This window comes from Streptomyces sp. NPDC057638, from assembly GCF_042800315.1.
Taxonomy (GTDB): Bacteria; Actinomycetota; Actinomycetes; order Streptomycetales; family Streptomycetaceae; genus Streptomyces.
The window spans coordinates 22,976-44,981 of record NZ_JBHVHF010000025.1 but is presented as its reverse complement, the minus strand read 5'-3'; the positions used below and the strand labels follow the sequence as shown (position 1 = coordinate 44,981).

Genomic DNA, 22,006 nt, shown 5'->3' with positions numbered 1-22,006 from the left:
CCCCGCGGGTTCCCCACCCGTCTCAGTGCCCCATACCGAGCCCGCCGTCGACGGGCACCACGGCCCCGGTGATGTAACTCGCGCCGGGCCCCGAGAGGAACCGCACCACCTTGGCGACCTCCGCCGCCGACCCGGTGCGCCCCAGCGGGATGGCCTCGACCATCGACGTCCGCCGCGCCTCGGGCAGGGCGGCGCTCATGTCGGTGTCGATCAGCCCCGGCGCCACGATATTCACCGTGATGTTCCGTGGCGCCAGTTCCCGGGCCAGTGAGCGGCCCAATCCAATGAGCCCCGCCTTGGAGGCGGAGTAATTCGTCTGCCCGGTCGCGCCGAGCATTCCGGATACGGACGAGACAAAGATGATCCGACCGCACCGGCTTTTCATCATCGGCCGCAACGCGCGCTTGGCGACGCGGTACGAACCCGTGAGATTGGTGTCGAGTACAGAGGTGAAATCCTCCTCCGTCATCACGGCGAGCAGCCGATCGGCCGTCACACCGGCGTTGGAGACCAGAACCTCGACGGGACCCTGTTCGGCCTCGATCTCCTTGAACGCCCGGTCCACCTGCTCGGGGTCGGTGACATCACAGACCACCCCGAACAAGCCTTCCGGAACGTCTCCGGAGCGGGTGGTGACCGCGACCCGGTCTCCCGCTGCGGCCATTTCCCGGGCTATCGCCAGACCAATTCCCCGATTCCCTCCGGTAATCAGAACTGAACGTGACACGGACACAGACACCGCTCTCCCATCACCACAGCGACGGTGGAATCCGGGAACCGGATTCCACCCGGCACGGGCACCAGCGAAGCAGAGGACCTTTGCCGGTTCAATACCCGCGGACATGACCGCGGTACATGACGAGGGCGCGGCCCTGGTCGACGCGCCGGACCCGGATCATGGGTGGACGCGGCCCAGGCCACCGGCTTTGAGACACACACCGCCGCACCGGAGGGGCGCGGAGGGGCGCCCCCTGTCAGCACCCAGAAGGGGTTTAGCCTCTGAAACAGAGGCAGAATCCGCTCCCGCTCCCCTAGTTGCTGACTGGAAGGTCAGTCCGGTCGGCGCTCTCCGCCCGCCGCAGGGGCCCCGGCCGCCAGACCGCGCGTGTCCACCAGCCGCTCGATGCCGTCAAGCAGTCGCTGTAGCCCGAAGTCAAAACGGTCGGCGGCATACGGGACCGCCCCCTGGGCGAGGGCACGCTGGAGCGCTGGAAAGCGGTCAAAGTCGACCAGTCTGACCAGCGCGTCATCGCGCTCCCGGGTCGAGGTGTCCTCGGGTACGCCCTCGGGTGCGCCCCGCTCGGCCCGGGACCCGGCCGCCCCCGCCGCGCGATCCATCCGGAGCCGGGCGAGCCCGCGTACATACGCGTCGACGGACTCGATGGCGGCGAGCTTCTCCGGCTCGGTCAGCGCGGTGCCGTCGAAGACCCGCAGCGCGGAGTCGAGCCAGCGGAGCATGTTGGGGCCGGGGACCCGTTCGGCGTCATGGAGCTGGAGCACCCAGGGGTGGCGCAGCACGCTCTCCCAGTCGTCCCGCGCCCAGGCGGCGAGCTTGGCGCGCCAGTCGCCCGGCCGTTCGTGCGGCAGGGCGGAGCCGGTGATGACCGCGTCGAGCATCAGGGCCTCCAGTTCGGCCCGGCCCGGGAGATAGGTGTAGAGGGAGGCGGTGCCGATGCCGAGACGGGAGGCGACCCGGCGCATCGACATCGCCGCGAGCCCCTCCTCCTGGGCCACCTCGATGGCCACGGCGACGATCCGCTCCAGGGTCAGTCCGCGCTCGGGCCCCCGGGAGCCGCGCCGCGTGTCTCCCCACAGCAGTTCCAGGGCGCGCTCGCGCGCGGTCGCCTCGGTCGGCGCGTGCGTCTTCACAGAGCTCCAGCCCTCTCACTTCGCACCAGTGTCTCGAACCTCGCACCACAGTGTCCCGAACCCGTGGTCGCTTGGCGGCCGCCAAAAACTCAGTATATCGTTCGGAGTTAAGCGAACAACGTTCGGTGTTATTCGGGGCTTTCGGACTATGGGGTCTGCGCATGATCGGGGACACGGCGGCGACAGCGGCGAAAGACGGGCGGGCGCGTCGGCGCCGCGAGAAGAACACCCTGCTCGCGGCCACCCTCACCAACGGCCCCAATGAGCTGATCGACTTCATCCTGCCCCTGTGGGCCGGGGCGACCATCGGACTCAGCGCCACCGAGGTGGGCGTCCTGCTCGCGGTGGAGATGGCCATCTCCGTCCTGATGCGCCCGGTGGCGGGTGTCCTCGCCGACACCTACGAGCGGCGCACGATCGCCGCCGTCGGCGCCGCGCTGTACGCGGTCTCCACGGCGGGCTACGCGTTCGCGGAGAACGCCACGCACGCCTACGCGGCCGCCGCGATCGGCGGTGCGGGCGGCGCGCTGCTCTGGGTGGCCGTCCGGGCGATCATCAGCGAGCGGCTGGCCGAGGACTCGGCCGTCTTTCCCCGGCTGCTGGCCGCCCAGGAGACCGGATCATGGGTCGCGTTCGTCGGCGGGATGACCCTGATCGGGTCGATCGACTTCCGGGGCGTCTTCCTCGGCTGTGCCGCCGCGTGCGCCGCCGCCTCGGTACTGCTGCTGACCTCACCCGGGCGCCCCGGCGCCTCCCGGCGCCGCAAGGACCGGCACGAGGATCACCTGACGAAGCGCGAACGCCCCACGGCCGGACTCGGCGAACTGGGCCGCAAGCTGCGGCCCATGCTGATCGCCGTCGCCTTCACCATGACCGCCGAGTCGACGATCTCCCTGCTGCTGGTGATGCACCTCCAGCGCGGCTTCGGGCTGGACGTCACGGCGGTCGCCTTCGTCTTCCTGCCGGGCGCGATCGTGATGTCCCTGGCCTCCGAGCGGCTCCATGGAGTCGTGGTGCGCTTCGGCCGGACCCGGGTACTGACCGTCGCCTCCCTCTTCAGCGCCGTCTTCGCCGCCAGTCTGGCCTGGGCCCCCCATCCGGCGGTCATCGCCGGGCTCTGGGTGCTCAGCGGTCTCGCCTGGGCCACCGTGATGCCCATTCAGCAGGCCGTCATCGCCGAGGCGTCCGGGGAACGCGCGGGCCGCGGCATGGGTGTGTACGAGTCGGCGAGCCTCCTCGGCGCGCTCATCGGGTCCCTGGGGGCGGGACTGCTCTACGACCACGCCAACTGGACGGCGGCCTGTCTGGTCGCGGCGGCGGTCATCCTCGCCGGTGCCGTGGTGGTGCCCCGCGCGGTCCGGCGGCTGGGCGTCGCGGACCTGCCGCCCCCGCCGCCCGCGCCCGCGGAGACACCAGTAGAGGCGCGGGCAGCGGCAGCGAAGGACGCCGGGCAGGGCATGACCCCCGCCCCCTCCCTGAAGAAGGAGAAGCGCGAGGGCGGGGAGAGGCGCGGGAGCAAGCCCAAGGGCGAGGCACCGGTGAAGACCCCCGCCGAGCGCGCGGCCGAGCTGCGCAAGCATGTCGGCACGTTCGTGGCGGCACAGATCGGACTGGCGGTCTTCGGGATCTCCTGGATCGCCGACCTGTTCACCGAGGACTTCGCCACGACCCTGATGCAGGGCGGCGGCCGGGACGGCGGAATGGAGAGCCTCGCCTACGGCGCGGGCCGGATCTGGGTCGTGGTCCTGCTGGTGGATCTGATCTGGACCGGCTCCCAGCTCCTGCGCGCGAGGAGCGCCGCCCGCGCGGCCGACCGCACGGGCGGCGGCCCCCCGCGCTGACGGCACCTCAGCCCCCGGTGCGCCGAGGCACCCGCCACGGCCCCGGACAGCGCCACCCTCCCCGGCCACACACCCAACCGCCCTGACAGCACCGCCTTCCCCGGCGGCCGAGGCAGCCGACCGCCTCGGCCGCCGAGGCGCTCATCCGCCCCTGGCGCACCTCAGCCCCGGCGGCCGAGGCATCGGCCACCGCTGCGGCGCCTCATCCTCCGGTCGCCAGCGAGACCGCCATCGTCAGCTCCACCACCGCGTCCCCGTCATTGCGGTAGCCGTGGGGCACGTTGGCGTCGAAGACGGCCGAGGAGCCCATGGCCACCCGGTGCTCCTCACCGTCCACCACGAGCGTGAGTTCTCCCGCCGTGACGTGGATCAGCTCGACCGTGCCGTCCGCGTGGGCGTCGGACTCGCTGCCGTCCCCGGGCATCAGCCGCCAGGTCCACAGCTCCAGCGGCCCCGGACGCTCGGTGCCCGCGAGCAGCCGGGCCCGGCTGCCGGTGGAGGTGGACCACATCCGTACCGACTGCTCCGGGGTGACGACCCGGACGGCCGCGCTCTCCACCTCGTCCAGCAGGGTGGCGATGCTGACGCCGAGCGCGTCCGCCAGCTTCACCGTCGTACCGACGCTGGGGTTGGTGCGGGCCTGCTCAATCTGGATGATCATGCCCCGGCTCACCCCCGAACGGGCGGCGAGGGCGTCGAGCGTCAGCCCGCGCTCCCCGCGCCAGTGCTTGAGGTTGCGGCCGAGCGCCTGGGCGAGCTGATCGAGATCCGACACATCAAGTCCACTCAACTAAATGACAGAGTCAAATATATTGCACTACGGTGGAATGAACCAAGCCGTTCATCACACTGTACTGCGAGGCATGCCATGACCGTCCTGCTCGCGCTCGCCACCAGCCTGCTCTGGGGAGTGGCCGACTTCCGCGGCGGGCTGCTCACCCGGCGCATGCCCGCACTGACGGTGGTCGTGGTCTCCCAGGCGCTCGCCGTGGCCGCGCTCGGTGTGATCGTGGTCGCCACCGGCGCCTGGCGGGAGGCGGGACCCCTGCTCTGGTACGCGGCGGCGGCGGGCGCGGTGGGCCCGGCGGCCCTGCTCTGCTTCTACCGGGCGCTCGCGCTCGGCCCCATGGGCGTGGTCTCACCGCTGGGCTCCCTGGGCGTCGCCGTGCCCGTCGCCATCGGCTTCCTGCTCGGAGAGCGGCCCGGTCTGCTCCAGTACGCGGGGATCGCCGTCGCCGTCGTGGGGGTGGTCCTCGCGGGCGGACCGGAGCTGCGCGGCGCGGCCGTACAGCGGCGGGCGCTGACCCTCACCCTGGTGGCGGCCGTCGGCTTCGGCGCGGTGATGGCCCTGATCGCCGAGGCGTCCACCACCCTCAACGGACTCTTCCTCGCCCTCTTCGTCCAGCGCGTCATGAATGTCGCGGTCGGCGGCGCCGCGCTCTATGGAGCGGTACGGCGCGGGGCGCGGGCGCTGCCGGAGGAGGGGGGCGCGCGGACCGTGCGCTCGGCGCTGCCGTGGCTGGCCTTCGTGGGCCTGGCCGACGTGGCGGCCAACGGCACCTACGCGCTCGCCGCCCAGAACGGACCGGTCACGGTGGCGGCCGTCCTGGCCAATCTCTACCCGGTGGTGACCGTCCTGGCCGCGCTGCTGCTGCTCGGGGAACGGCTGCGCGCGATCCAGGCGGCCGGCGCCGGACTGGCCCTGGCGGGCACGGTCCTGCTGGCGACGGGCTGAGGCACGGCACCGCACTCCGCCGGGCCGGGTAGGCCTTCCCGGCGCCGGGGAGGCCGGGCGGGTCGGCGGGGAGGCCGGGCCCGCGTCCGCCGTATCCACCCCTCAAACCCAGCGACCCGAGCGACCCCACTGCCCCCGCCGCCCACGCGCGCTCACCCGCCGGTGGGCGCGCCCTCCACCTCCGCCGCCCCCGGGCCAGGAACCGGGCCAGGAACCGGGCCCGACCGTTCCAGCTCCAGCAGCGCCAGCAGCTGTTCGGGCGTCGCCCCGTCCGGGATCGGCACCGGGGCGGGCGTCCGCAGCGGGGGCCGCCAGCCGTGCTCGGGATCCCAGCTCCGTACGACCCGGGCCGGGGCTCCGGCCACCACACAGTGATCGGGCACCTCGCCCCGGACGATGGCGCCCGCCGCGACGACGACATTGCGGCCGATGCGGGCGCCGGGGAGCACGACGGCCCCGGCCGCCAGCCAGCTGCCGGGACCGATCTCCACCGGCGCCACCCGGGGCCACTGGCGCCCGATGGGCTGGTCCGGGTCGTCGTAACTGTGGTTGGTGGAGGTTATGTAGACATACGGTCCGCAGTACGTGTTCGCACCGATGGTGACCCGGGCGTCGGCGACCACATGACTTCCCCGTCCGAGAACGACTCCGTCACCGAGCGTCACGATGGGATCGGGGCCCAGATCGAGTCCCGGCATCATCCCGGCCGTGAGCGTGACCTGTTCGGCGATGACGCAGCAGTCGCCGAGTTCGATCCAGCGCTCACCGAAGACCGTGCCCTGCGGGAAGGCGAGCCGGGTGCCCTCCCCGATACGGCGGAACCGCAGCTTTCCGGGGTGCCGCGCGGTGACCGCGCCCACGTCCCTCACCCAGTCCCAGCCCCGGTGCACGGCGCGGCTGAGAACACCCCGCCACCAGAGGCGGAGCGATGAGAACACGTTTCCGTTTTCGGGCATCCGCCCACCGTAGTCGGGCCCGGCGGGGCCGATCGGAGCGGTGCGCTGTGATGTTTGCCCCATCCGCTTCCGGTCGGTCCGGTCACTCAGCGCAAAGATCACACTTGGCCGAAAAAAGCCTCTTCGAGAGGCACGGGCGTTTCCTCGACGCCTCCCGTCGGCCCCTTCCGCCTCCCGAACCTCCGTCGACCTCTCGGGTTTGAGCAGCGTTCTTGAAGAATTCCCCAGTTATCACGAACCCGGCTGACGGAGGGCCACTTCGGGCCGAACTCCTCCGTTCCGTGGGGTGCGATCCGGGTCAAGCGCTCACCCGCTGCGGCGCATGACTAGCATGAGCGCCACATACGTATGGAAGATCACCGTCAACTTTCGGTGACTGACTGTGGGTTCGACCGGCCCCCCGGCCGAGCGTCCCACAGCCCTCAGTTCTCCCCCGGACCCAAGCAGCGAGGGACCGCATGTCCGTGCCAGTCGCCCCCACTCCGCGCAGAATACGAACACCACGGCCGCTGCCGCTCGCCCTACCGCTGGCCTCGGTCGTCGTGGCCGGAGCGGTCGGCGGCGGCGCCGCGGTCGCCGCACCCTCCGCCGCGCGCGGCTGGGTCGCCGCCACCGTCGCGGTCGCCTGGCTCTGGGTGGCCCTCACCGCCGCCCTCGCCACACTCAAGGCCCGGCGGCTCCATGCCTCGGCGGTCGGCGCCACCACCGAACTCCGCTCCGCGCAGGCCCAGTCGGCGCAGATGGGCGCCGAGTCGGCCCACCTGGTCAATGTGACCCTCCCCTCCGTCATCAAGCGGCTGCGCGACGGCGAGGGCGCCGAGGCCACCCTCGCCGACACCCCGCCGCCCACCGACGCCCAGCTCCGGCGCGTGCTGCGGATGTTCGCCGCCGAACTGGAGCGGGGCGAGCGCCGCCGGGAGGCCGCCGAGGCCGACGCCGCCGCCACCCGGGCCCAGCTGGTCCGCGCGGCCGAGGGCCTGGACACCCTGATGGGCGTGACCCTGCCGACCGCCGTCGCCAAGCTCCGTGACGGGGCGTCGGCCGACACCGCGCTCGGCGAGATCCAGCTCCCCGCCGACCCCCGGATGCGGGCCATGCTCGACACCCTGGTGCGGGACTACGCCTTCAGTGAGCGGCGCGCCGCGGTCGCCCGGGGCGCCAGCGCCAAGGTGCTCAGCCGGGTCCAGGCCAAGGCCGTCTCGATGCTCGCCGACCTGCGCGACTTGCAGGATCGTCACAGCGGAGAGGTGTTCGGTGATCTGCTGCGACTGGACCACAACACCTCCCAGCTGGGCATGCTCACCGACCGGCTGGCCCTGCTGCTCGACGGGCGGGCCAGCCGCGCCTGGAACAAGCCCATCGGCATGGAGAGCATCCTGCGCGGCGCGGTCGGCCGGATCGCCGCCTACCGGCGGGTCCGGCTGCACAACGCCAGCAACGCGGCCGTCGCGGGCTACGCGGCCGAGGGCGTGATGCATCTGCTCGCCGAGCTGATGGACAACGCCGCCAACTTCTCCCCGCCCATCGACGAGGTCCATGTCTATGTGGAGGAGCGCACCGCCGGACTGGTCGTCACCATCGAGGACAGCGGTCTGAAGATGTCCGACGCCGCCATGCGGCGCGCGGAGGAGGCCGTGGCGGGCCACTTCGACGACCTCGCCACGCTCCAGAGCACCCGGCTCGGTCTCGTCGTCGTCGGCAAGCTGGCCACCAAGTACAACATGGGCATCAACTTCCGCCCGTCCTCGCGCGGGGGCACCGGTGTGGTGGTCCTCTTCCCGCCGCAGCTGCTGCACCAGCAGGCCCCGGCCGAGACCGAGCCGCTGACCCGCCGCCCGGTGACGGCGGCCCGGGACGCGGGCGTCACGCACTCCTTCGCCTCCGGCCCGGTGCCGGGCGCCTCCGACACGATGGTGGGGCGCGCCTCCTCCAGCGTGCCGGGGACGCCGGGTGCCCCCGGTGGACCCGACGCGACCGCGGGACGCGGCATCCCGGGCGTACCCGGTGTACCGGACACGGCGGAGAGCATCGTCACCCCGACCGCGCGGCCCGCCGCCGCGCGGGATGTCCCCCCGGCCCGTGAGCCCCTGGCCGAGCGCGGTACCTCCCGGGTGGCGACGCCCAATGGACTGCCCGTCCGCCCGCCCGGCCGGACCATGGCCGCGGCGGACCGGACCCGGCCCACGCCCCCGGCCGGTGGCGAGCGGACCGCGGCCACGGCCCCCCCGGCCAAGAACGCCGGGGAGCGGTTCGGCGCCTTCCACCGCTCCCAGCGCCGTACGCCCCAGGAGCCGCCGCGCACCACGGAGGGGTGAGCCCCCTCCGTACCGGGGCCGTACGGTCCCGTACCCGACCCAGCACCCAGCGCACGACAGGAGGCACGGGCGGCACGCGCCGGAGAATCCGGCGCTGCCCGCCCCACGCAGACCATGCAACCCAGCCAAACGACTGACAACAGCCTGACCTGGCTTCTGGAAAGCCTGCTCGACCGCACCCCGGGCACCCGGCACGCCCTGGTCCTCTCCCGCGACGGGCTGAAGCTCTGCTGGACCCCGCATCTGACGCTCGACCAGGCCGACCAGCTCGCGGCGATCTGCTCGGGCATCCAGGCGCTGGCCCAGGGCGCGTCCGCCGAGTTCGGCAACGGCAGCGGGGGGGTGCGGCACTCGATGACCGAGTTCCACGGAGGGCTGCTCTTCATCGTGGAGGCGGGCTCCGGGGCGCATCTGGCGGTGGTGGCCGAGGACGGCGCCGACCCGGGCGCGGTGGGCCACCAGATGACCGAGCTGGTGGAGCAGATCGGCGAACACCTGCGGGCGGAGCCCCGCGTGTCGCCGACCCAGAGCCCGCTGTCATGATCCGGCGCCCCGTCGACCTGGGCGATCCCGACCGGCTCTACACCGTCACGGGCGGCCGCGACAGCGCGGACGACGACGACTTCGACCTGGTGACACTGATCGTCGCCGAGTGCGAGCCCTCCCCCGGGATGCAGTCGGAGCACGTCCGGATACTGGAGCTCTGCCGCCACCCCGTCGCCGTCGTCGAACTCTCCGCCGAGCTGCGGCTGCCGATCACGGTGGTACGGATCCTGCTCGGCGATCTCCTCGCGACGGGGCGCATCACCGCACGCCACCCCCGGGCGGGCCGCTCGCTGGTGGACCTGCCCGACTCCGCCCTCTTGGAGGAGGTGCTCATTGGACTCCGCAATCTCTGAGACGACGGACGCCCAGATCGCCAGCGGTACCGCGCACGCGCCGCCCACCCCCGCCGCCATGGCCCCGCCAGGCCATCCGGCGCCCGCCGCCGAACCCACCGGCCGCACCCCGCTGCACGACACCGCCGAGACCGGACTGAAGATCGTGGTCGTCGGCGGCTTCGGGGTGGGCAAGACCACCCTGGTCCGCTCGGTCAGCGAGATCCGCCCGCTCAACACCGAGGAGCTGATGACCCAGGCGGGCGTCGGCGTGGACGAGACCCACGGGCTCTCCAGCAAGACCACGACCACCGTGGCCTTCGACTTCGGCCGGATCTCCCTCAACGAGCGGATGGTGCTCTATCTGTTCGGGGCGCCGGGCCAGGAGCGGTTCTGGTTCCTGTGGGACCGGCTCTTCTCCGGCACGCTCGGCGCGGTCGTCCTCGTCGACACCCGCCGGATGAGCGACTCCTGGTACGCGATCGACCGGCTGGAGCACCACCGGACCCCGTTCGTGGTCGCGGTCAACCGCTTCGACGGCGATCCGCACAGCTACTCCCTGGACGAGATCCGCCAGGCGCTGGCGCTGCCCGGGCATGTGCCGCTGATCGACTGTGACGCCCGGGTCCGCTCCTCCGGCAAGCACGTCCTGATCAGCCTTGTCGACCATCTCCACACACTGGCCACGGCCCGGGAGTTGACCCCATGACCGACCTCACCGGACACGAGACGGAGACCGGGCTGGTCCCGCCGGGGGCCGCCCCCGGTCCCCCGCCGGGCTGCCCCGCGCACACGGGCGCCGTCTCGCTGAGCGGGCTGGAGTACCAGCAGACCCCGTCCCAGCTCTACCGCGCGCTGCGGCGCGAGCACGGCCCGGTGGCACCGGTGCTGCTGGACGGGGACATCCCGGCCTGGCTGGTGCTCGGCTATGCCGAGGTCACCTATGTCACCGCGCACGACGACCTGTTCGCCCGGGACTCCCGGCGCTGGAACCAGTGGCACGCCATCCCGGCCGACTGGCCGCTGATGCCGTTCGTGGGCTATCAGCCGTCGGTGCTCTTCACCGAGGGCCCCGAGCACCGGCGCCGCGCGGGGGTGATCACCCGCGCGCTGGAGGCGGTCGACCAGTTCGAACTCGCCCACTGGTGCCGGGGTATCGCCCACAACCTCATCGACGCGTTCGCGGGCAGCGGCCGGGCCGAGCTGATGTCCAGCTTCGCCCACGCGCTGCCGATGCGCGCGGCGGTCCAGATGTGCGGTATGCCCGCCGGGAGCCAGGACACCGAGGCGCTCGTCCGGGATCTGCGGATCTCCCTCGACGCGCACGAGGGCGACGACCCCGTCGCCGCGTATGTCCGGGTCCAGGAGCGCATCCAGCGGCTGGTCTCCGACAAGCGCGCGGCGCCCGGCACGGACGTCACCTCCCGGATGCTGGACCAGGCGGCCGGGCTGAGCGACACGGAGATCGTGCAGGACCTGATCTCCGTGATCGCGGCGGCCCAGCAGCCGACGGCCAACTGGATCTGCAACACCCTGCGACTGCTGCTCACCGACGACCGGTTCGCCCTCAGCGTCTCCGGCGGCCGGCTCAGCGTCGGGCAGGCGCTGAACGAGGTGCTCTGGCTGGACACCCCGACGCAGAACTTCATCGGCCGGTGGGCGGTGCGCGACACCCAGCTCGGCGGCCGCCAGATCCGGGCCGGTGACTGTGTCGTCCTCGGTCTGGCGGCCGCCAACACCGACCCGCAGATCTGGCCGGAGGGGCATGTGGGGGCCGAGAACTCGGCCCATCTCTCCTTCAGCAACGGCGAGCACCGCTGTCCCTATCCGGCGCCGCTCCTCGCCGATGTCATCGCCCGCACCGCGGTCGAGACCCTGATGGAGCGACTGCCGGACGTGGTGCTCGCCGTCGAGCCGGAGGAGCTGGCCTGGCGCCCGTCGATCTGGATGCGGGGCCTGACGGCCCTGCCGGTGAGCTTCACCCCGGTCATCGTGCGCTGAGGCCCGTGTCCGCACCGTACGGAGGTGTCCACCGCCGTACGGTGTGCCGGGGTCAGCCGGTCCGTACGGGGGTGAAACGGACCGGCAGCGCGGCGGGTCCCCGGGTGAAGACTCCCTGCTCACCCGGGGTGAACCCGTCCGCGAGCCGCAGCTCGGGCATCGCGTCGAGCAGCAGGTTCACCCCGATCTCCACCTCCGCGCGGGCGAGCAGGGCGCCCACACAGAAGTGCCTGCCGAGCGCGAAGGCCAGATGGTCGGCCGCCGCCGTGAAGGCGTTCTCGGCGGCGAGGTCCGGGCGGAAGATGTCGAAGGTGTCGGGGTCCCGGTAGCGGGTCTCGTCCCGGTTGGCGGCCCCGATCAGACAGGTCACGGTGGCGCCCGCCGGGATGGTGCCGCCGCTCACCGTGACCTCGGTGGCGGTCTGACGCATGATCATCTGTACCGGAGGGGTGAAGCGGAGGGTCTCCGCGAACGCCCGGTCGATCAGCGAGCGGTCCTCCCGTACGGCGGCGAGCTGCTCCGGGTGGGTCAGCAGATTGGCGAAGATCCCGGCGATGGCCTTGTCGGTGGTCTCCCCGCCCGCCGCGAGCAGCAGACTGCAGAACGCCTTGATGTCCTCGTCGCTCATCCGCACGCCGTCGACCTCGGCCGCGCAGAGCGTGGAGAGCAGATCGCCGCCGAGGTTCTCCCGGCGCTCCCGGATGATCGGGATCATGTACTCGGCGAACTCGACCCGGGTACGGTCCCCCGCCGCCGCGACCTCGGGGTCCCCGGTGAGATTGCCGAGGAACGCGATCACATTGGTGTACCAGGTGTGGAAGCGCGCGTGGTCGGCCTTGTCCAGCCCGAGCATGTCGGCGATGACATTGACCGGGAACCGGGTGGCGAACGCGTCGACCAGATCCACCTCCCCGCTGTCCCGGAAGCGGTCGATCAGCTCGACGGCGTTGCTCTCGATGACCGGCAGGAACTTCTCCCGCAGCTCCGCCCCCCGGAACGCGGGCGCCACCAGCGCCCGCCTGACGGCGTGTTCCCTCCCGCTGAGCTGGAGGATCGTCCGGCCGTGCACGGGCTCGACCTGCCAGGCGTAGTTGTCGGTGCTGTACACCGACTCCTTGTCCTTGAAGGCCCGTTCGACGTCCTCGTAACGGGAGATCAGATAGCTGTTGGTGGCCTCGTGCCAGATCAGGGGTGCGTGGTCGCGCATGACGCGGTAGGCCGGGTAGGGGTCGGCGGCGAACTCGGGCGACAGGATGTCGGGTACGGACTGTGCGGTGACCATGGACGCTCCCTTGACGGTGATGGCGTGCGCACGGCACGTTACCGACCGTTGATCAGCCAAAAAAGAGGGATCTTGGCCGAATCCGATCGCCCCTTGCACCTCTTGACCCTATTTACCCCCTTACTCCCTCCCTCGCACCCTCCTCGCCCCTTCACTCCCTCGCCCCTTCACTCCCTCGCCCCTTCACTCCCTCGCCCCTTCACTCCCTCGCCCCTTCGCTCCCTCGTGCCGACGCGCACCTCTCACCATGAACCCGGGGCCCCACGCGGGCGCGCCCACCAGCGGGGGCCCCGGCACGGGAGCCGCGGGCGCGGCCCATGGGTGGGCCCCCGGGACCCGGGGAGGGAGAAGCGGCTCAGGCGTGCGGCCGCAGCATCCACACGATCGACATCTCCCCCGTCACCGCCCCGTCCTCGCGCCGGATCGCGATCTCGACCCCGAACTCCGGCCGCCCGCCCGCCTCCAGCTCCGCGCTGACCTCGGCCGCGGGCCGGGCCAGTCGGGCCGTCGCCGTCACGGGACCCTTCGCCAGCTTCTTGTAGCCGATCTCGGCCTTCACGGCGAGCGGCACGGCACGGTCCATCAGATGCCCGAACGCGGCGAGGACGATCGCGCCGCTGGCGGACTCGGCGAGGGTGAACATGGCGCCCGCGTGCGGGCCGCCGACATGGTTGTGGAAGTCGGGCTGGTCGGGCAGGCGCAGGACCGCGCGTTCGGCGGTGGTCTCCAGGAACTCCAGGTTGAGGGTCCGCACCATGGGCACGGTGGCGGCGAGCAGCTCGCCGAAGGACGTCTGTTCTGCACTCGTGTCTGCGTTCACGGCCCGGATGTTACCTACGAGTAGGTAGCTTGGCCATCCCCACCCTCCCGCCCATCGGGACAAACCGGTACCGGCGTCGGCGCCTTCACGTGTCACCTCTATCGTTGCCGCCATGTGGCCAGGACAGCAGCCGCCCGGTGGCGGTGACCCGGAGCAGAACCCGTACCACCAGCCGGGGTACCACCAGCCGAACCCGTACCAGCGGCAGCCCGGGTATGGGACGGTCCCGCCGCACCAGCAACCGACGCCCCCGTACGGCGCCCCGCAGCCCCCGCCGGCGCCACCGTCGCGGGGCGGGCGGACCCCGCTCGTGATCGCCCTGGCCACGGCCGTGGTGGTCGCCGCCGTGGTCACCGGCGTCATGGTGCTGCGCGAGTCCGACGACCGCCCCGGATCCGGCGAGCCGCTCGCCGCTCCCTCCGCGCCGCCCACCGGCGCCGCGCCCGCGCCCGGCGCCCAGCCGCGCTCCGCCGACGACGCCCGCCCCACCGTCCCCGGCTGGAAGGTCGTCACCAATCCCCGCCACGGCACCCGCTTCGACGTGCCGCCCGACTGGGAGGTGGAGCGGTCCGGGATGAGTACGGGGTTCGAGGACGAGCGCAAGGGCGATGGCAGCCCCCTGATCACCATGTCCGCCCCGGCGCGGCTGAAGAGCGCGTGGTGCGTCGCCGACACCGACCAGGACGGACGCGCCGAGGAGCACGGTCTGGCGACGGTGGGCACCAAGGGCGGCAAGGGCGCCAAGAGCACCGGGCAGGCCGCCGCGCAGGAGGCGGGCAACTGGGTCTTCGCCGCCTACGCCCAGTCCGAGCCGGGCCGGGTGAAGGCGGCCCCGGCCACGCCCTACACCACCGCCTCCGGGCTGACCGGCAGCGTCGCGACGGCGACGGCGACCGGGACGCGCAAGGCGAACCGGTGCGCCACGGACGGGAAGGCGACGGCGTTCACCTTCAAGGACCCGACGGGCGAGTTCCGTACCTGGGTCCTGTTCGCCAACGCCGGGATCGCGGACGAGCTCCCGGACCCGACCGTACGGAAGATCCTGAGCACGGTCCGGCTGACGGGCGGCCAGGGGACGTCCTCACCGTAGCGCCGGTCTCCCCCTGGGGTTCCGCCGTGCCGGTGACGGCGGCGGTGCTCGCCGTACCGGACGTACGGGCGCTGACCCGGCGTTCCGCCGGTGCCCCGCGCGCGGCTCAGCCGATACCGAAGGCGCCGCCCGGCGGCGGGGGTGAGGGCCGCGCGTCCGCGTCGGCCACCGGCCGCGCCCCGCCGGTGAGCCGCCGTACCGCCGCGCCGTGCTCGACCCGCGCGGGGAAGGCATCGGCCGCCGTACGCCGGGCCAGCTCCTCCGTGTCGAACGGCCGGTGCGCGGCCACCAGCAGCGCGTTGCCGAACCGGCGCCCCCGCAGCACGGCCGGTTCGGCGACCACCGCCAGCTCCGCGAAGACCTCGGCGCAGGCCGCGAGCTGGGAACCGAGGAAGGCGAACGGCGCGCCATCGGCCAGATTGGCGACATAGACCCCGCCGGGGCGCACCACCCGCGCGGCGGCGCGTGCGTACTCGGCCGAGGTGAACGCGGCGGGCACCCGGGAGCCGCCGAACACATCGGCGACCAGGACATCGGCCGAGCCGTCGGGCGCGGAGTCGACCCAGGCGCGGGCGTCGCCGGTACACACCTCGATACCGGAGTCCGGCGGCAGCGGCAGCCGCTCCAGGACCAGCTCCACCAGTGCGGCGTCGGCCTCGACCACCCGCTGCCGGGAGCCGGGGCGGGTCGCGGCGGCGTAGCGGGGCAGGGTGAGCGCGCCGCCGCCGAGATGGAGCAGTTCCAGCGGAGCGCCCGGCTCCGGTATGAGGTCCAGCAGATGGCCGATCCGGCGCGCGTACTCGAACTCCAGGTGGGTGGGGTCGTCGAGGTCGACATACGACTGGGGCGCGCCGTCGACAGTGAGCAGCCAGGCCCGGTCACGGTCGACATCGGGCATCAGCCGGGCGGTCCCGGACGCGACGGTCCGGACGACGGGAAGGGATTCGTCCACCCCCTCATTCTCCGCGCCTCCGCCACGCCGGGACCCCCCGGGTCCGGCCCGCGGAAGCCATGACGGTCACCGCACGGTCGGCGGGAGCCATGACGGTCACCGCACGGCCCGCGGGAGCCCGGACGGTCACCGTCCGGTACGCCGGAACCGGGACCGTCACCGCACCGTACGCGGGAGTGCGGACCATCACCGTCCCGTCCGGTACGCCGGGTACCGGGCGCCGCTGGCCGGGACCGCCGGACCTGACCCACGGGTCCGGCCGTGGCCGGGTCCGTCGATCAGGTCGATCAGACCGGCCCGGGCGGTGCGGCCGGGCCGGCCTTCACCGCGCCTCACACCACCTCGGTCACCGTCCCCGCCCCCACCGTGCGACCGTCCGCGCGGACCGCGAAGCCGAGCCCGGGCTCCAGTGGCAGCCCCCGGTCGAGTTCCACGGCCACGGTCAGGGTCGGGGTCTCGCCCGGCCGCACCCGCTCCGGCCGCGCGCCGTCCGGCCCGGCCGGGCGCGCCGTGCCCGCGACATCGGCGGTCCTGAGGTGGAACCTGAACCGCGCGCCGGGCGTGGTCCCGGTGAGCGGGGACGCCCCGGCGTCGCCCAGCACCGAGACCCGGGCGGTGAACCGTCGTCGCGGGGTGAGGCTGCCGGGGGCGGCCACCACGTCTCCCCGCTGGAGCGAGCCCCCCGGCACCCCCCGTACCCGCAGGGAGACGCTCTCCCCGGCACCGGCGGACTCCGCCGGGCCGTCGAAGGTCTCCACCCCCGTGACGACCGCCTCGTTCCCCGTACTGCCGGCGTTCCCGGTGTTTCCGGTGTTTCCGGCGCCGCCGCCCTCCGCGCCGATCAGCTCCACCTGGTCGCCGACGCGGACCACTCCTCGTTCCACGGCCCCGCTGACGACGCTCTCACCGTCGGTGCCGCTCCGCGCGGACTCCACCGGGAGCAGGAAGGGCGCGTCCGTGGAACGCACGGGCAGCGGCACATAGGTGTCCACGGCGTCGAGGAGCGCCTCCACCGCCCCCCTCCAGCGGGGCTCGCCCGCCAGCGCCCGCAGCGCGGAGACCCGGACGACCGGCGCCGTCTCCCCGCCGTAGCCGTACGCGGTCAGCAGGTCCCGGACCTCCCGCTCCACCCGGTCGGTCCGGTCGTCGTCGCTGGCGTCCGCCTTGGCGAGCGCGACGACGACGTGGTCGACGCCGACCTGGCGGGCCAGCAGCAGATGTTCGGCCGTCTGGGGCATCACCCCGTCGGGGGCGGAGACCACGAGGATCGCGCCGTCGAGCCGGGCCGCGCCGCTGACCATGTGGGTGATGTGGCCCGGCTGGCCGGGGAGGTCGAGATGGGTGTAGCGGCGGGTGCCGGTGGCGTACCCGACGGAGGCGACGGGGGAGCCGTCGTCCCGGGGCGCCCCGGCGGCGGGGCCGCCGAGGACGGTGGCGATGGCGGCGGTCAGGGTGGTCTTGCCATGACCGGCGTGGCCGATGGCCCCGATGTTCAGATGCGGCTGGATACGGACGTCTACGGACTCGGACATGTCGTTTCCCTCGGATGTGTCCTGCGCGGATGAGCGGACCCCGGGTCATGCCGACCCTCCCCCAGCGGGGTCCTCCGGACGATCCGGGAAGGGTCAGCCTCAGGCGCCGTCCAGCAGCGCCGACGCGAGAAGGGCGACGGCGGGGGGAACAGGGCTCTCCACAGGGACACGGGCAGCTCCGGGCGGGTCCGTGACCACGGACCTCACACGGTGAGAGGGCTGCCCGACCATGCTGAGATCCTCGCGGACGCGGTATGCGCCGTCGACTGCTTTTCCCCGCCCAACCGTCCGCGCTCCGCGTCCCGTTCGCGCCCCGGGCCGACCGGGCCGACGGCGCCCGTACGGGCCGCACGCGGTGGAGGTGGGAGCCTCCCGGACCGGGTGCCCGTCCCCGTACCGCCGTCACCCGCCCTCTGTGCCCGGCACCGTCCGCGGGGCCGACCGCCGAGGGCACGGGCGGGGTTCGGACCGTGTACGGAACGGCCGTGGACGCGTCCGGGGAGAGACCGGCGACGGCGTCACGGAACGAGGAGAGCACGGGAGGAGAAGGGGCATTACGGCGATCACATCCCCTGGTCGGTTAGTCTCCCCGGATGTTCGAGCCCGTCTCCACGCCGCCCGCGCCCGGTATCGCGGTGCGCTGCGCCAAGGTGCTGCTCTCACCGTGGGCGCGCCTCGCCGTCCTGCTGACGATGCTCGCCTGCGCCGGTGCCGTGGTGGTGCTGTACGAGCCACAGCGACTCCTCTCGGAGGGCTGGCCGGCGCATCTGGGCGGGGCGGCGGCCGTGGTGCTCTTCGCGGTGGCGTACGGCGCGTGTACGGCGGCCTTCGTGCCCCGGCCCCTGCTCAACCTGGCGGCGGGCGCGCTCTTCGGCTCCCAGGCCGGACTGGTCTCGGCTGTCGCGGGGACCGTCATCGGCGCGGGCATCGCCTTCACCCTCGGCCGGCTGCTGGGGCAGGAGGCGCTCCGGCCCCTGCTGCGCGGGCGGCTGCTGAAGGCCGCGGACACCCAGCTGAGCCGGCACGGCTTCCGCTCGATGCTGGCGATACGTCTCTTCCCCGGGGTGCCGTTCGCGGCGGCCAACTACTGCGCGGCGGTCTCCCGGATGGGCTACACGCCGTTCCTGCTGGCGACGGCGGTGGGGACGATCCCGAACACGGCCGCCTATGTCATCGCGGGCAGCAAGGCGGGGTCGCCGACCTCGCCGACGTTCCTGATCGCGACGGGGTTCATCGTGGTGACCGGGCTGGTCTCGGCGGCGGTCGCCTGGCGCAAGCGGCACTCGCTGCGGCGGAGCTGGGCGGCGGCGGGCCCATCCCCCGCCGTACCGCCGACGGCTGACGGTCCCTGACCACCGTCGCCCCCACGCCACACCACTCCCTTCCATCACGTTTCTGCGCAGCGCTCGCACGCACCCCATTGGTTGACGGTAAGTCACCGTCAGCACACCAGAGCGTCATCTTCGAGCGCTACTCTTCCTCACACACCGATGCGTGATCCGGATGGCCTGGCGCCATCAACCGTGGTCTTTCCTGGGCGGCGTGGTTTCTTCGATGTCATGGTTCGAATCGTTCATCCTCGGGCTCGTACAGGGGCTCACCGAGTTCCTGCCGATCTCCTCCAGCGCACATCTGCGGCTCACCGCCGCGTTCGCGGGCTGGGAGGATCCCGGCGCGGCGTTCACCGCCATCACCCAGATCGGCACCGAGACCGCCGTCCTCATCTACTTCCGTCAGGACATCGCGCGGATCGTCTCCGCCTGGTTCCGCTCGCTCACCGACCGGGCGATGCGACAGGACCACGACGCCCAGATGGGCTGGCTGGTGATCATCGGCTCGATCCCGATCGGGGTGCTCGGGGTGACGCTCAAGGACCAGATCGAGGGCCCCTTCCGGGATCTGCGTCTCATCGCCACCACACTGATCGTCATGGGCCTGGTCCTCGGCGTCGCCGACCGGCTCGCGGCGCGTGACGAGGCCGGTGGCCGCCATCGGGCGGTCAGACAGCGCAAGACCCTCAAGGAACTGACGGTCAGGGACGGTCTCGTCTACGGCTGCTGCCAGGCGATGGCCCTCATCCCCGGTGTCTCCCGCTCGGGAGCGACCATCAGCGGTGGTCTGCTGATGGGGTACACCCGTGAGGCGGCGGCGCGGTACTCCTTCCTGCTGGCCATCCCGGCGGTCCTGGCATCCGGCGCGTACGAACTGAAGGACGCGGGCGAGGGTCATGTCGCCTGGGGGCCGACCATCTTCGCCACGCTCATCGCCTTCGGGGTGGGCTACGCGGTGATCGCCTGGTTCATGAGATTCATCACCACCAGAAGTTTCATGCCGTTCGTGATCTACCGGGTGCTCCTCGGGATCGCCCTGTTCATCCTGGTCGGCACGGACACCCTCAGCCCGCACGCGGGAGAGTCAGGTGGCTGACAGTCGTCACAACGGTGCAGACGGTCGCGGCCGGACGCCGTAACCTGTTCGCATGTCCCCCCATCCAGACGAGCCAGAGAACGCCGTGCCCGCCCAGTCCGCCGCAGAGCTCAACGCCCGCATCCGGGAACTGTGGGCCGATGGGCAGCTGCCCGAGGACCGGCGAGCGGAGTACGAGGCCCTCGTACTGAAGTGGGCGGCGGCGGCCCTGGACCGCGTCGGCAAGATCGAACGCGCGGCCTGATCCCCCGTTCGGTCACCCGCCCTCCGGGCACCAGCGCGTACGGAGCCCCCGGCGCCTCGCATGTCGTTCGAGGCGCCGGGGGCTTCGCCGTGGGTCCCCGTGCCGCGTACCGCCCCTGGGGGCAGCCGCGCGACACAGGATCCGCACGACGGCTCCGGGCGGCAGACCGCGCGACGGTCACGGGCGGACCGGACCGGACGCGGTCCGCACTCCGCTAGCCTGGCCGGACGATGAACCGTTTGAGCACGTCATGGGGCGACCTCGCACTCGCCCGCTACCCCGAGGACCCCCGCGACACCCTCCGCGCCTGGGACGCCTCGGACACGTATCTGCTGCACCATCTGGAGGAGGAGGGCGTCGACCTCTCCGGCACCGTGGTCGTCGTCGGCGACCGCTGGGGAGCGCTGACCGTCGTGCTGGCGGACCACTCCCCCGTACAGATCACCGACTCCTTTCTCGGCCGGCGGGCGACCGAGGCCAACCTCGCCCGCAACGGACGGGCGGACGCCGGGGTGAGGCTGCTCACCGCGCGCGACACCCCGCCGTCCCGGATCGATGTGCTGCTGGTGCGGGTTCCCAAGAGCCTGGCCCTGCTGGAGGACCAGCTGCACCGGCTGGCGCCCGCGACGCACGCGGGGACCGTGGTCGTCGGTACCGGCATGGTGAGCGAGATCCACACCTCCACCCTGCGGCTCTTCGAGCGGATCATCGGCCCGACCAAGACCTCACTGGCGGTACGGAAGGCCCGGCTGATCCACTGCGCCCCGGACCCGGCGCTGCCCCGCACGCCCAGTCCCTGGCCGCTGCGGTACGCGCTGCCGGGCGATGTCCGGACCGTGGCCGGGCGGACGGTCGTCAACCACGCGGGCATCTTCTGCGCCGAGCGTCTCGACATCGGCACCCGTTTCCTGCTGGACCACCTTCCGGAGCGGTCGGGACCCGAGCGGGTGGTCGACCTCGGCTGCGGCAACGGGGTCGTCGGGACCGCCATGGCGCTGGCGAACCCGGAGGCCACCGTGGTCTTCGTGGACGAGTCGTACTCGGCGGTGGCGTCGGCCGAGGCCACCTACCGGGAGAACGTGTCCCCGGACGCGACGGGGTCCGGGGCGGAGTTCGTCGTCGGCGACGCGCTCTCCGAGGTGGCGGACGGCTCGGTCGACCTGGTCCTCAACAACCCGCCCTTCCACTCCCACCGGGCCACCACGGACACCACGGCCCGCCGGATGTTCGCCGACGCCCGCCGCGCCCTGCGCCCCGGCGGTGAACTCTGGGTCATCGGCAACCGCCACCTCGGCTACCACGTGCGGCTGCGCAGGCTCTTCGGGAACTGCGAGACCGTGGCGAGCGACCCCAAGTTCGTGCTGCTGCGGGCGGTGCGGCGGTAGCGGGACCCCTGATCCGCCGCGGCCCGGCCAAAACGCGCCGGGCGCCGAGCCGCGGCCATACGGAGGATCATCAGCCATCGCCGCCGCTGACCGCCGCACGGCTCTTGGCCTCGGGCCGCTCCTGACCGAGACTGAGCCGATGACGCAGCGTGTGGATCTCGCGACGGTGATGGACCGGCTGGCCATCGACGACCTGATCAGCGGCTACGCGATGGCCGTGGACGACGCCGACTGGGCCGCCTGGCGGGCGCTCTTCGCCCCGGACGGACAGGTGGACTACAGCGGCGCGGGCGGGATCACGGGCCCCGCGCACGAGGCGGCGGAGTGGCTGGCGGAGACGATGCGGGACTTCCCCGTACGCCAGCATCTGATCGTCAACCGCCGACTCCGCCTTCAGGACCTGGGCGGATATCCCGGTGATGGCGCCGAGGTGGTCGCCGACTATGTCAACCCGATGCGCCAGGAGTCGGGGGTGGAGTACGTCTCCGGGGGGCGGTACTCCTTCGGTGCGGTGCGGACGGCCGAGGGGTGGCGGCTGAGCAGCGTCGTCGTCCAGGAGCGGTGGCGCCGCACCACATCGTGACCAGCGGCCCGCGCCCCCCGGCCCGCCCCCGGCGAGGCCGGTACGCACCCGGTTGAACGGGGGTGGGGGCGCCCACACACTGGGAGGACGGCCGGG

Annotated in this window: 21 protein-coding genes; 13 read left to right on the top strand and 8 right to left on the bottom strand. The window is 72.7% G+C overall.

The genetic code is table 11. From position 1 onward, the window contains the following. Positions 1-22: 22 nt before the first annotated feature. The gene (gene fabG / locus ACFVIM_RS06310) at positions 23-727 is read right to left on the bottom strand and encodes a 3-oxoacyl-ACP reductase FabG (protein WP_384299179.1); all 705 of its coding nucleotides are present in this window, start codon (positions 725-727) and stop codon (positions 23-25) included. A gap of 323 nt (positions 728-1,050) precedes the next feature. Beyond that, entirely contained in the window at positions 1,051-1,869 is an 819-nt protein-coding gene (locus ACFVIM_RS06305) for a TetR/AcrR family transcriptional regulator (RefSeq protein WP_384299164.1), read from the bottom strand. A 161-nt stretch (positions 1,870-2,030) separates the two neighbouring features. Here ACFVIM_RS06305 and ACFVIM_RS06300 point away from each other — a divergent pair, with 161 nt between their 5' ends. After that, a complete protein-coding gene (locus tag ACFVIM_RS06300; protein WP_384299162.1) occupies positions 2,031-3,710 on the top strand; it encodes an MFS transporter in 1,680 nt (559 codons plus the stop codon). Positions 3,711-3,912: 202 nt separating this feature from the next. Here the strand turns inward: ACFVIM_RS06300 and ACFVIM_RS06295 are convergent, their stop codons facing one another. Next, the gene (locus ACFVIM_RS06295; RefSeq protein WP_384299160.1) at positions 3,913-4,485 is read right to left on the bottom strand and encodes a helix-turn-helix domain-containing protein; all 573 of its coding nucleotides are present in this window, start codon (positions 4,483-4,485) and stop codon (positions 3,913-3,915) included. A 93-nt stretch (positions 4,486-4,578) separates the two neighbouring features. Between ACFVIM_RS06295 and ACFVIM_RS06290 the strand changes: the two genes are divergently transcribed. Beyond that, positions 4,579-5,445: an EamA family transporter gene (locus ACFVIM_RS06290; protein ID WP_384299157.1), complete on the top strand. Its 867-nt coding sequence runs from the start codon at positions 4,579-4,581 to the stop codon at positions 5,443-5,445. A 152-nt stretch (positions 5,446-5,597) separates the two neighbouring features. Here ACFVIM_RS06290 and ACFVIM_RS06285 read toward each other — a convergent pair whose 3' ends face one another. Beyond that, the gene (locus ACFVIM_RS06285) at positions 5,598-6,401 is read right to left on the bottom strand and encodes an acyltransferase (RefSeq protein ID WP_384299154.1); all 804 of its coding nucleotides are present in this window, start codon (positions 6,399-6,401) and stop codon (positions 5,598-5,600) included. Positions 6,402-6,859: 458 nt separating this feature from the next. Here ACFVIM_RS06285 and ACFVIM_RS06280 point away from each other — a divergent pair, with 458 nt between their 5' ends. The 5 genes from ACFVIM_RS06280 to ACFVIM_RS06260 all read left to right on the top strand — a co-directional run bounded on the left by ACFVIM_RS06280 (position 6,860) and on the right by ACFVIM_RS06260 (position 11,595). Continuing rightward, positions 6,860-8,716 (top strand): ATP-binding protein, encoded by a 1,857-nt coding sequence (locus tag ACFVIM_RS06280; RefSeq protein WP_384299152.1) that lies wholly within the window; start codon positions 6,860-6,862, stop codon positions 8,714-8,716. Between the two features lie 114 nt (positions 8,717-8,830). Then, a complete protein-coding gene (locus tag ACFVIM_RS06275) occupies positions 8,831-9,259 on the top strand; it encodes a roadblock/LC7 domain-containing protein (protein ID WP_384299150.1) in 429 nt (142 codons plus the stop codon). Next, entirely contained in the window at positions 9,256-9,615 is a 360-nt protein-coding gene (locus tag ACFVIM_RS06270; RefSeq protein WP_384299147.1) for a DUF742 domain-containing protein, read from the top strand. Before ACFVIM_RS06275 ends, ACFVIM_RS06270 begins: the two co-directional genes overlap by 4 nt. A gap of 58 nt (positions 9,616-9,673) precedes the next feature. After that, entirely contained in the window at positions 9,674-10,303 is a 630-nt protein-coding gene (locus tag ACFVIM_RS06265) for an ATP/GTP-binding protein (RefSeq protein WP_384299176.1), read from the top strand. After that, the gene (locus ACFVIM_RS06260; protein ID WP_384299145.1) at positions 10,300-11,595 is read left to right on the top strand and encodes a cytochrome P450; all 1,296 of its coding nucleotides are present in this window, start codon (positions 10,300-10,302) and stop codon (positions 11,593-11,595) included. The genes ACFVIM_RS06265 and ACFVIM_RS06260 overlap by 4 nt, the downstream gene beginning before the upstream one ends. A gap of 52 nt (positions 11,596-11,647) precedes the next feature. Here the strand turns inward: ACFVIM_RS06260 and ACFVIM_RS06255 are convergent, their stop codons facing one another. Further along, positions 11,648-12,877 carry a cytochrome P450 gene (locus ACFVIM_RS06255; RefSeq protein WP_384299143.1) on the bottom strand — a complete coding sequence of 410 codons (1,230 nt, stop codon included), beginning with the start codon at positions 12,875-12,877 and terminating at the stop codon, positions 11,648-11,650. Between the two features lie 355 nt (positions 12,878-13,232). Further along, positions 13,233-13,697 (bottom strand): DUF4442 domain-containing protein, encoded by a 465-nt coding sequence (locus tag ACFVIM_RS06250; protein ID WP_384299140.1) that lies wholly within the window; start codon positions 13,695-13,697, stop codon positions 13,233-13,235. 112 nt (positions 13,698-13,809) lie between these two features. Here ACFVIM_RS06250 and ACFVIM_RS06245 point away from each other — a divergent pair, with 112 nt between their 5' ends. Then, positions 13,810-14,787, top strand: a complete 978-nt coding sequence (locus ACFVIM_RS06245) for a hypothetical protein (RefSeq protein ID WP_384299138.1) — start codon at positions 13,810-13,812, stop codon at positions 14,785-14,787. A gap of 106 nt (positions 14,788-14,893) precedes the next feature. Here the strand turns inward: ACFVIM_RS06245 and ACFVIM_RS06240 are convergent, their stop codons facing one another. Together ACFVIM_RS06240 and ACFVIM_RS06235 are read right to left on the bottom strand one after the other, a co-directional pair. Beyond that, positions 14,894-15,739, bottom strand: a complete 846-nt coding sequence (locus tag ACFVIM_RS06240) for a spermidine synthase (RefSeq protein WP_384299135.1) — start codon at positions 15,737-15,739, stop codon at positions 14,894-14,896. A 332-nt stretch (positions 15,740-16,071) separates the two neighbouring features. Beyond that, positions 16,072-17,271, bottom strand: a complete 1,200-nt coding sequence (locus tag ACFVIM_RS06235) for a GTP-binding protein (RefSeq protein WP_384299132.1) — start codon at positions 17,269-17,271, stop codon at positions 16,072-16,074. A gap of 593 nt (positions 17,272-17,864) precedes the next feature. On the opposite strand from ACFVIM_RS06235, the gene ACFVIM_RS06230 reads away from it, so the two are divergent. The 5 genes from ACFVIM_RS06230 (at position 17,865) to ACFVIM_RS06210 (ending at position 21,910) form a co-directional block, all read left to right on the top strand. Next, positions 17,865-18,623, top strand: a complete 759-nt coding sequence (locus ACFVIM_RS06230) for a TVP38/TMEM64 family protein (protein WP_384299130.1) — start codon at positions 17,865-17,867, stop codon at positions 18,621-18,623. A 202-nt stretch (positions 18,624-18,825) separates the two neighbouring features. Then, a complete protein-coding gene (locus ACFVIM_RS06225) occupies positions 18,826-19,698 on the top strand; it encodes an undecaprenyl-diphosphate phosphatase (protein ID WP_384299127.1) in 873 nt (290 codons plus the stop codon). Between the two features lie 52 nt (positions 19,699-19,750). Continuing rightward, entirely contained in the window at positions 19,751-19,942 is a 192-nt protein-coding gene (locus ACFVIM_RS06220) for a hypothetical protein (RefSeq protein WP_384299125.1), read from the top strand. Between the two features lie 230 nt (positions 19,943-20,172). Continuing rightward, the gene (locus ACFVIM_RS06215) at positions 20,173-21,327 is read left to right on the top strand and encodes a methyltransferase (protein WP_384299124.1); all 1,155 of its coding nucleotides are present in this window, start codon (positions 20,173-20,175) and stop codon (positions 21,325-21,327) included. 139 nt (positions 21,328-21,466) lie between these two features. After that, a complete protein-coding gene (locus ACFVIM_RS06210; protein ID WP_384299121.1) occupies positions 21,467-21,910 on the top strand; it encodes a nuclear transport factor 2 family protein in 444 nt (147 codons plus the stop codon). Positions 21,911-22,006: the final 96 nt, after the last annotated feature.

Bases quoted from the DNA above. Each gene is read 5' to 3' on its own strand.
- ACFVIM_RS06280 (WP_384299152.1), top strand. From the start codon at position 6,860: ATGTCCGTGCCAGTCGCCCCCACTCCGCGCAGAATACGAACACCACGG.
- ACFVIM_RS06275 (WP_384299150.1), top strand. From the start codon at position 8,831: ATGCAACCCAGCCAAACGACTGACAACAGCCTGACCTGGCTTCTGGAA.
- ACFVIM_RS06285 (WP_384299154.1), bottom strand. From the start codon at position 6,401: ATGCCCGAAAACGGAAACGTGTTCTCATCGCTCCGCCTCTGGTGGCGG.
- ACFVIM_RS06265 (WP_384299176.1), top strand. From the start codon at position 9,674: ATGGCCCCGCCAGGCCATCCGGCGCCCGCCGCCGAACCCACCGGCCGC.
- ACFVIM_RS06300 (WP_384299162.1), top strand. From the start codon at position 2,031: ATGATCGGGGACACGGCGGCGACAGCGGCGAAAGACGGGCGGGCGCGT.
- ACFVIM_RS06210 (WP_384299121.1), top strand. From the start codon at position 21,467: ATGACGCAGCGTGTGGATCTCGCGACGGTGATGGACCGGCTGGCCATC.
- ACFVIM_RS06290 (WP_384299157.1), top strand. From the start codon at position 4,579: ATGACCGTCCTGCTCGCGCTCGCCACCAGCCTGCTCTGGGGAGTGGCC.
- ACFVIM_RS06220 (WP_384299125.1), top strand. From the start codon at position 19,751: ATGTCCCCCCATCCAGACGAGCCAGAGAACGCCGTGCCCGCCCAGTCC.
- ACFVIM_RS06235 (WP_384299132.1), bottom strand. From the start codon at position 17,271: ATGTCCGAGTCCGTAGACGTCCGTATCCAGCCGCATCTGAACATCGGG.
- ACFVIM_RS06225 (WP_384299127.1), top strand. From the start codon at position 18,826: ATGTCATGGTTCGAATCGTTCATCCTCGGGCTCGTACAGGGGCTCACC.
- ACFVIM_RS06245 (WP_384299138.1), top strand. From the start codon at position 13,810: ATGTGGCCAGGACAGCAGCCGCCCGGTGGCGGTGACCCGGAGCAGAAC.
- ACFVIM_RS06260 (WP_384299145.1), top strand. From the start codon at position 10,300: ATGACCGACCTCACCGGACACGAGACGGAGACCGGGCTGGTCCCGCCG.
- ACFVIM_RS06270 (WP_384299147.1), top strand. From the start codon at position 9,256: ATGATCCGGCGCCCCGTCGACCTGGGCGATCCCGACCGGCTCTACACC.
- ACFVIM_RS06215 (WP_384299124.1), top strand. From the start codon at position 20,173: ATGAACCGTTTGAGCACGTCATGGGGCGACCTCGCACTCGCCCGCTAC.
- ACFVIM_RS06230 (WP_384299130.1), top strand. From the start codon at position 17,865: ATGTTCGAGCCCGTCTCCACGCCGCCCGCGCCCGGTATCGCGGTGCGC.
- ACFVIM_RS06255 (WP_384299143.1), bottom strand. From the start codon at position 12,877: ATGGTCACCGCACAGTCCGTACCCGACATCCTGTCGCCCGAGTTCGCC.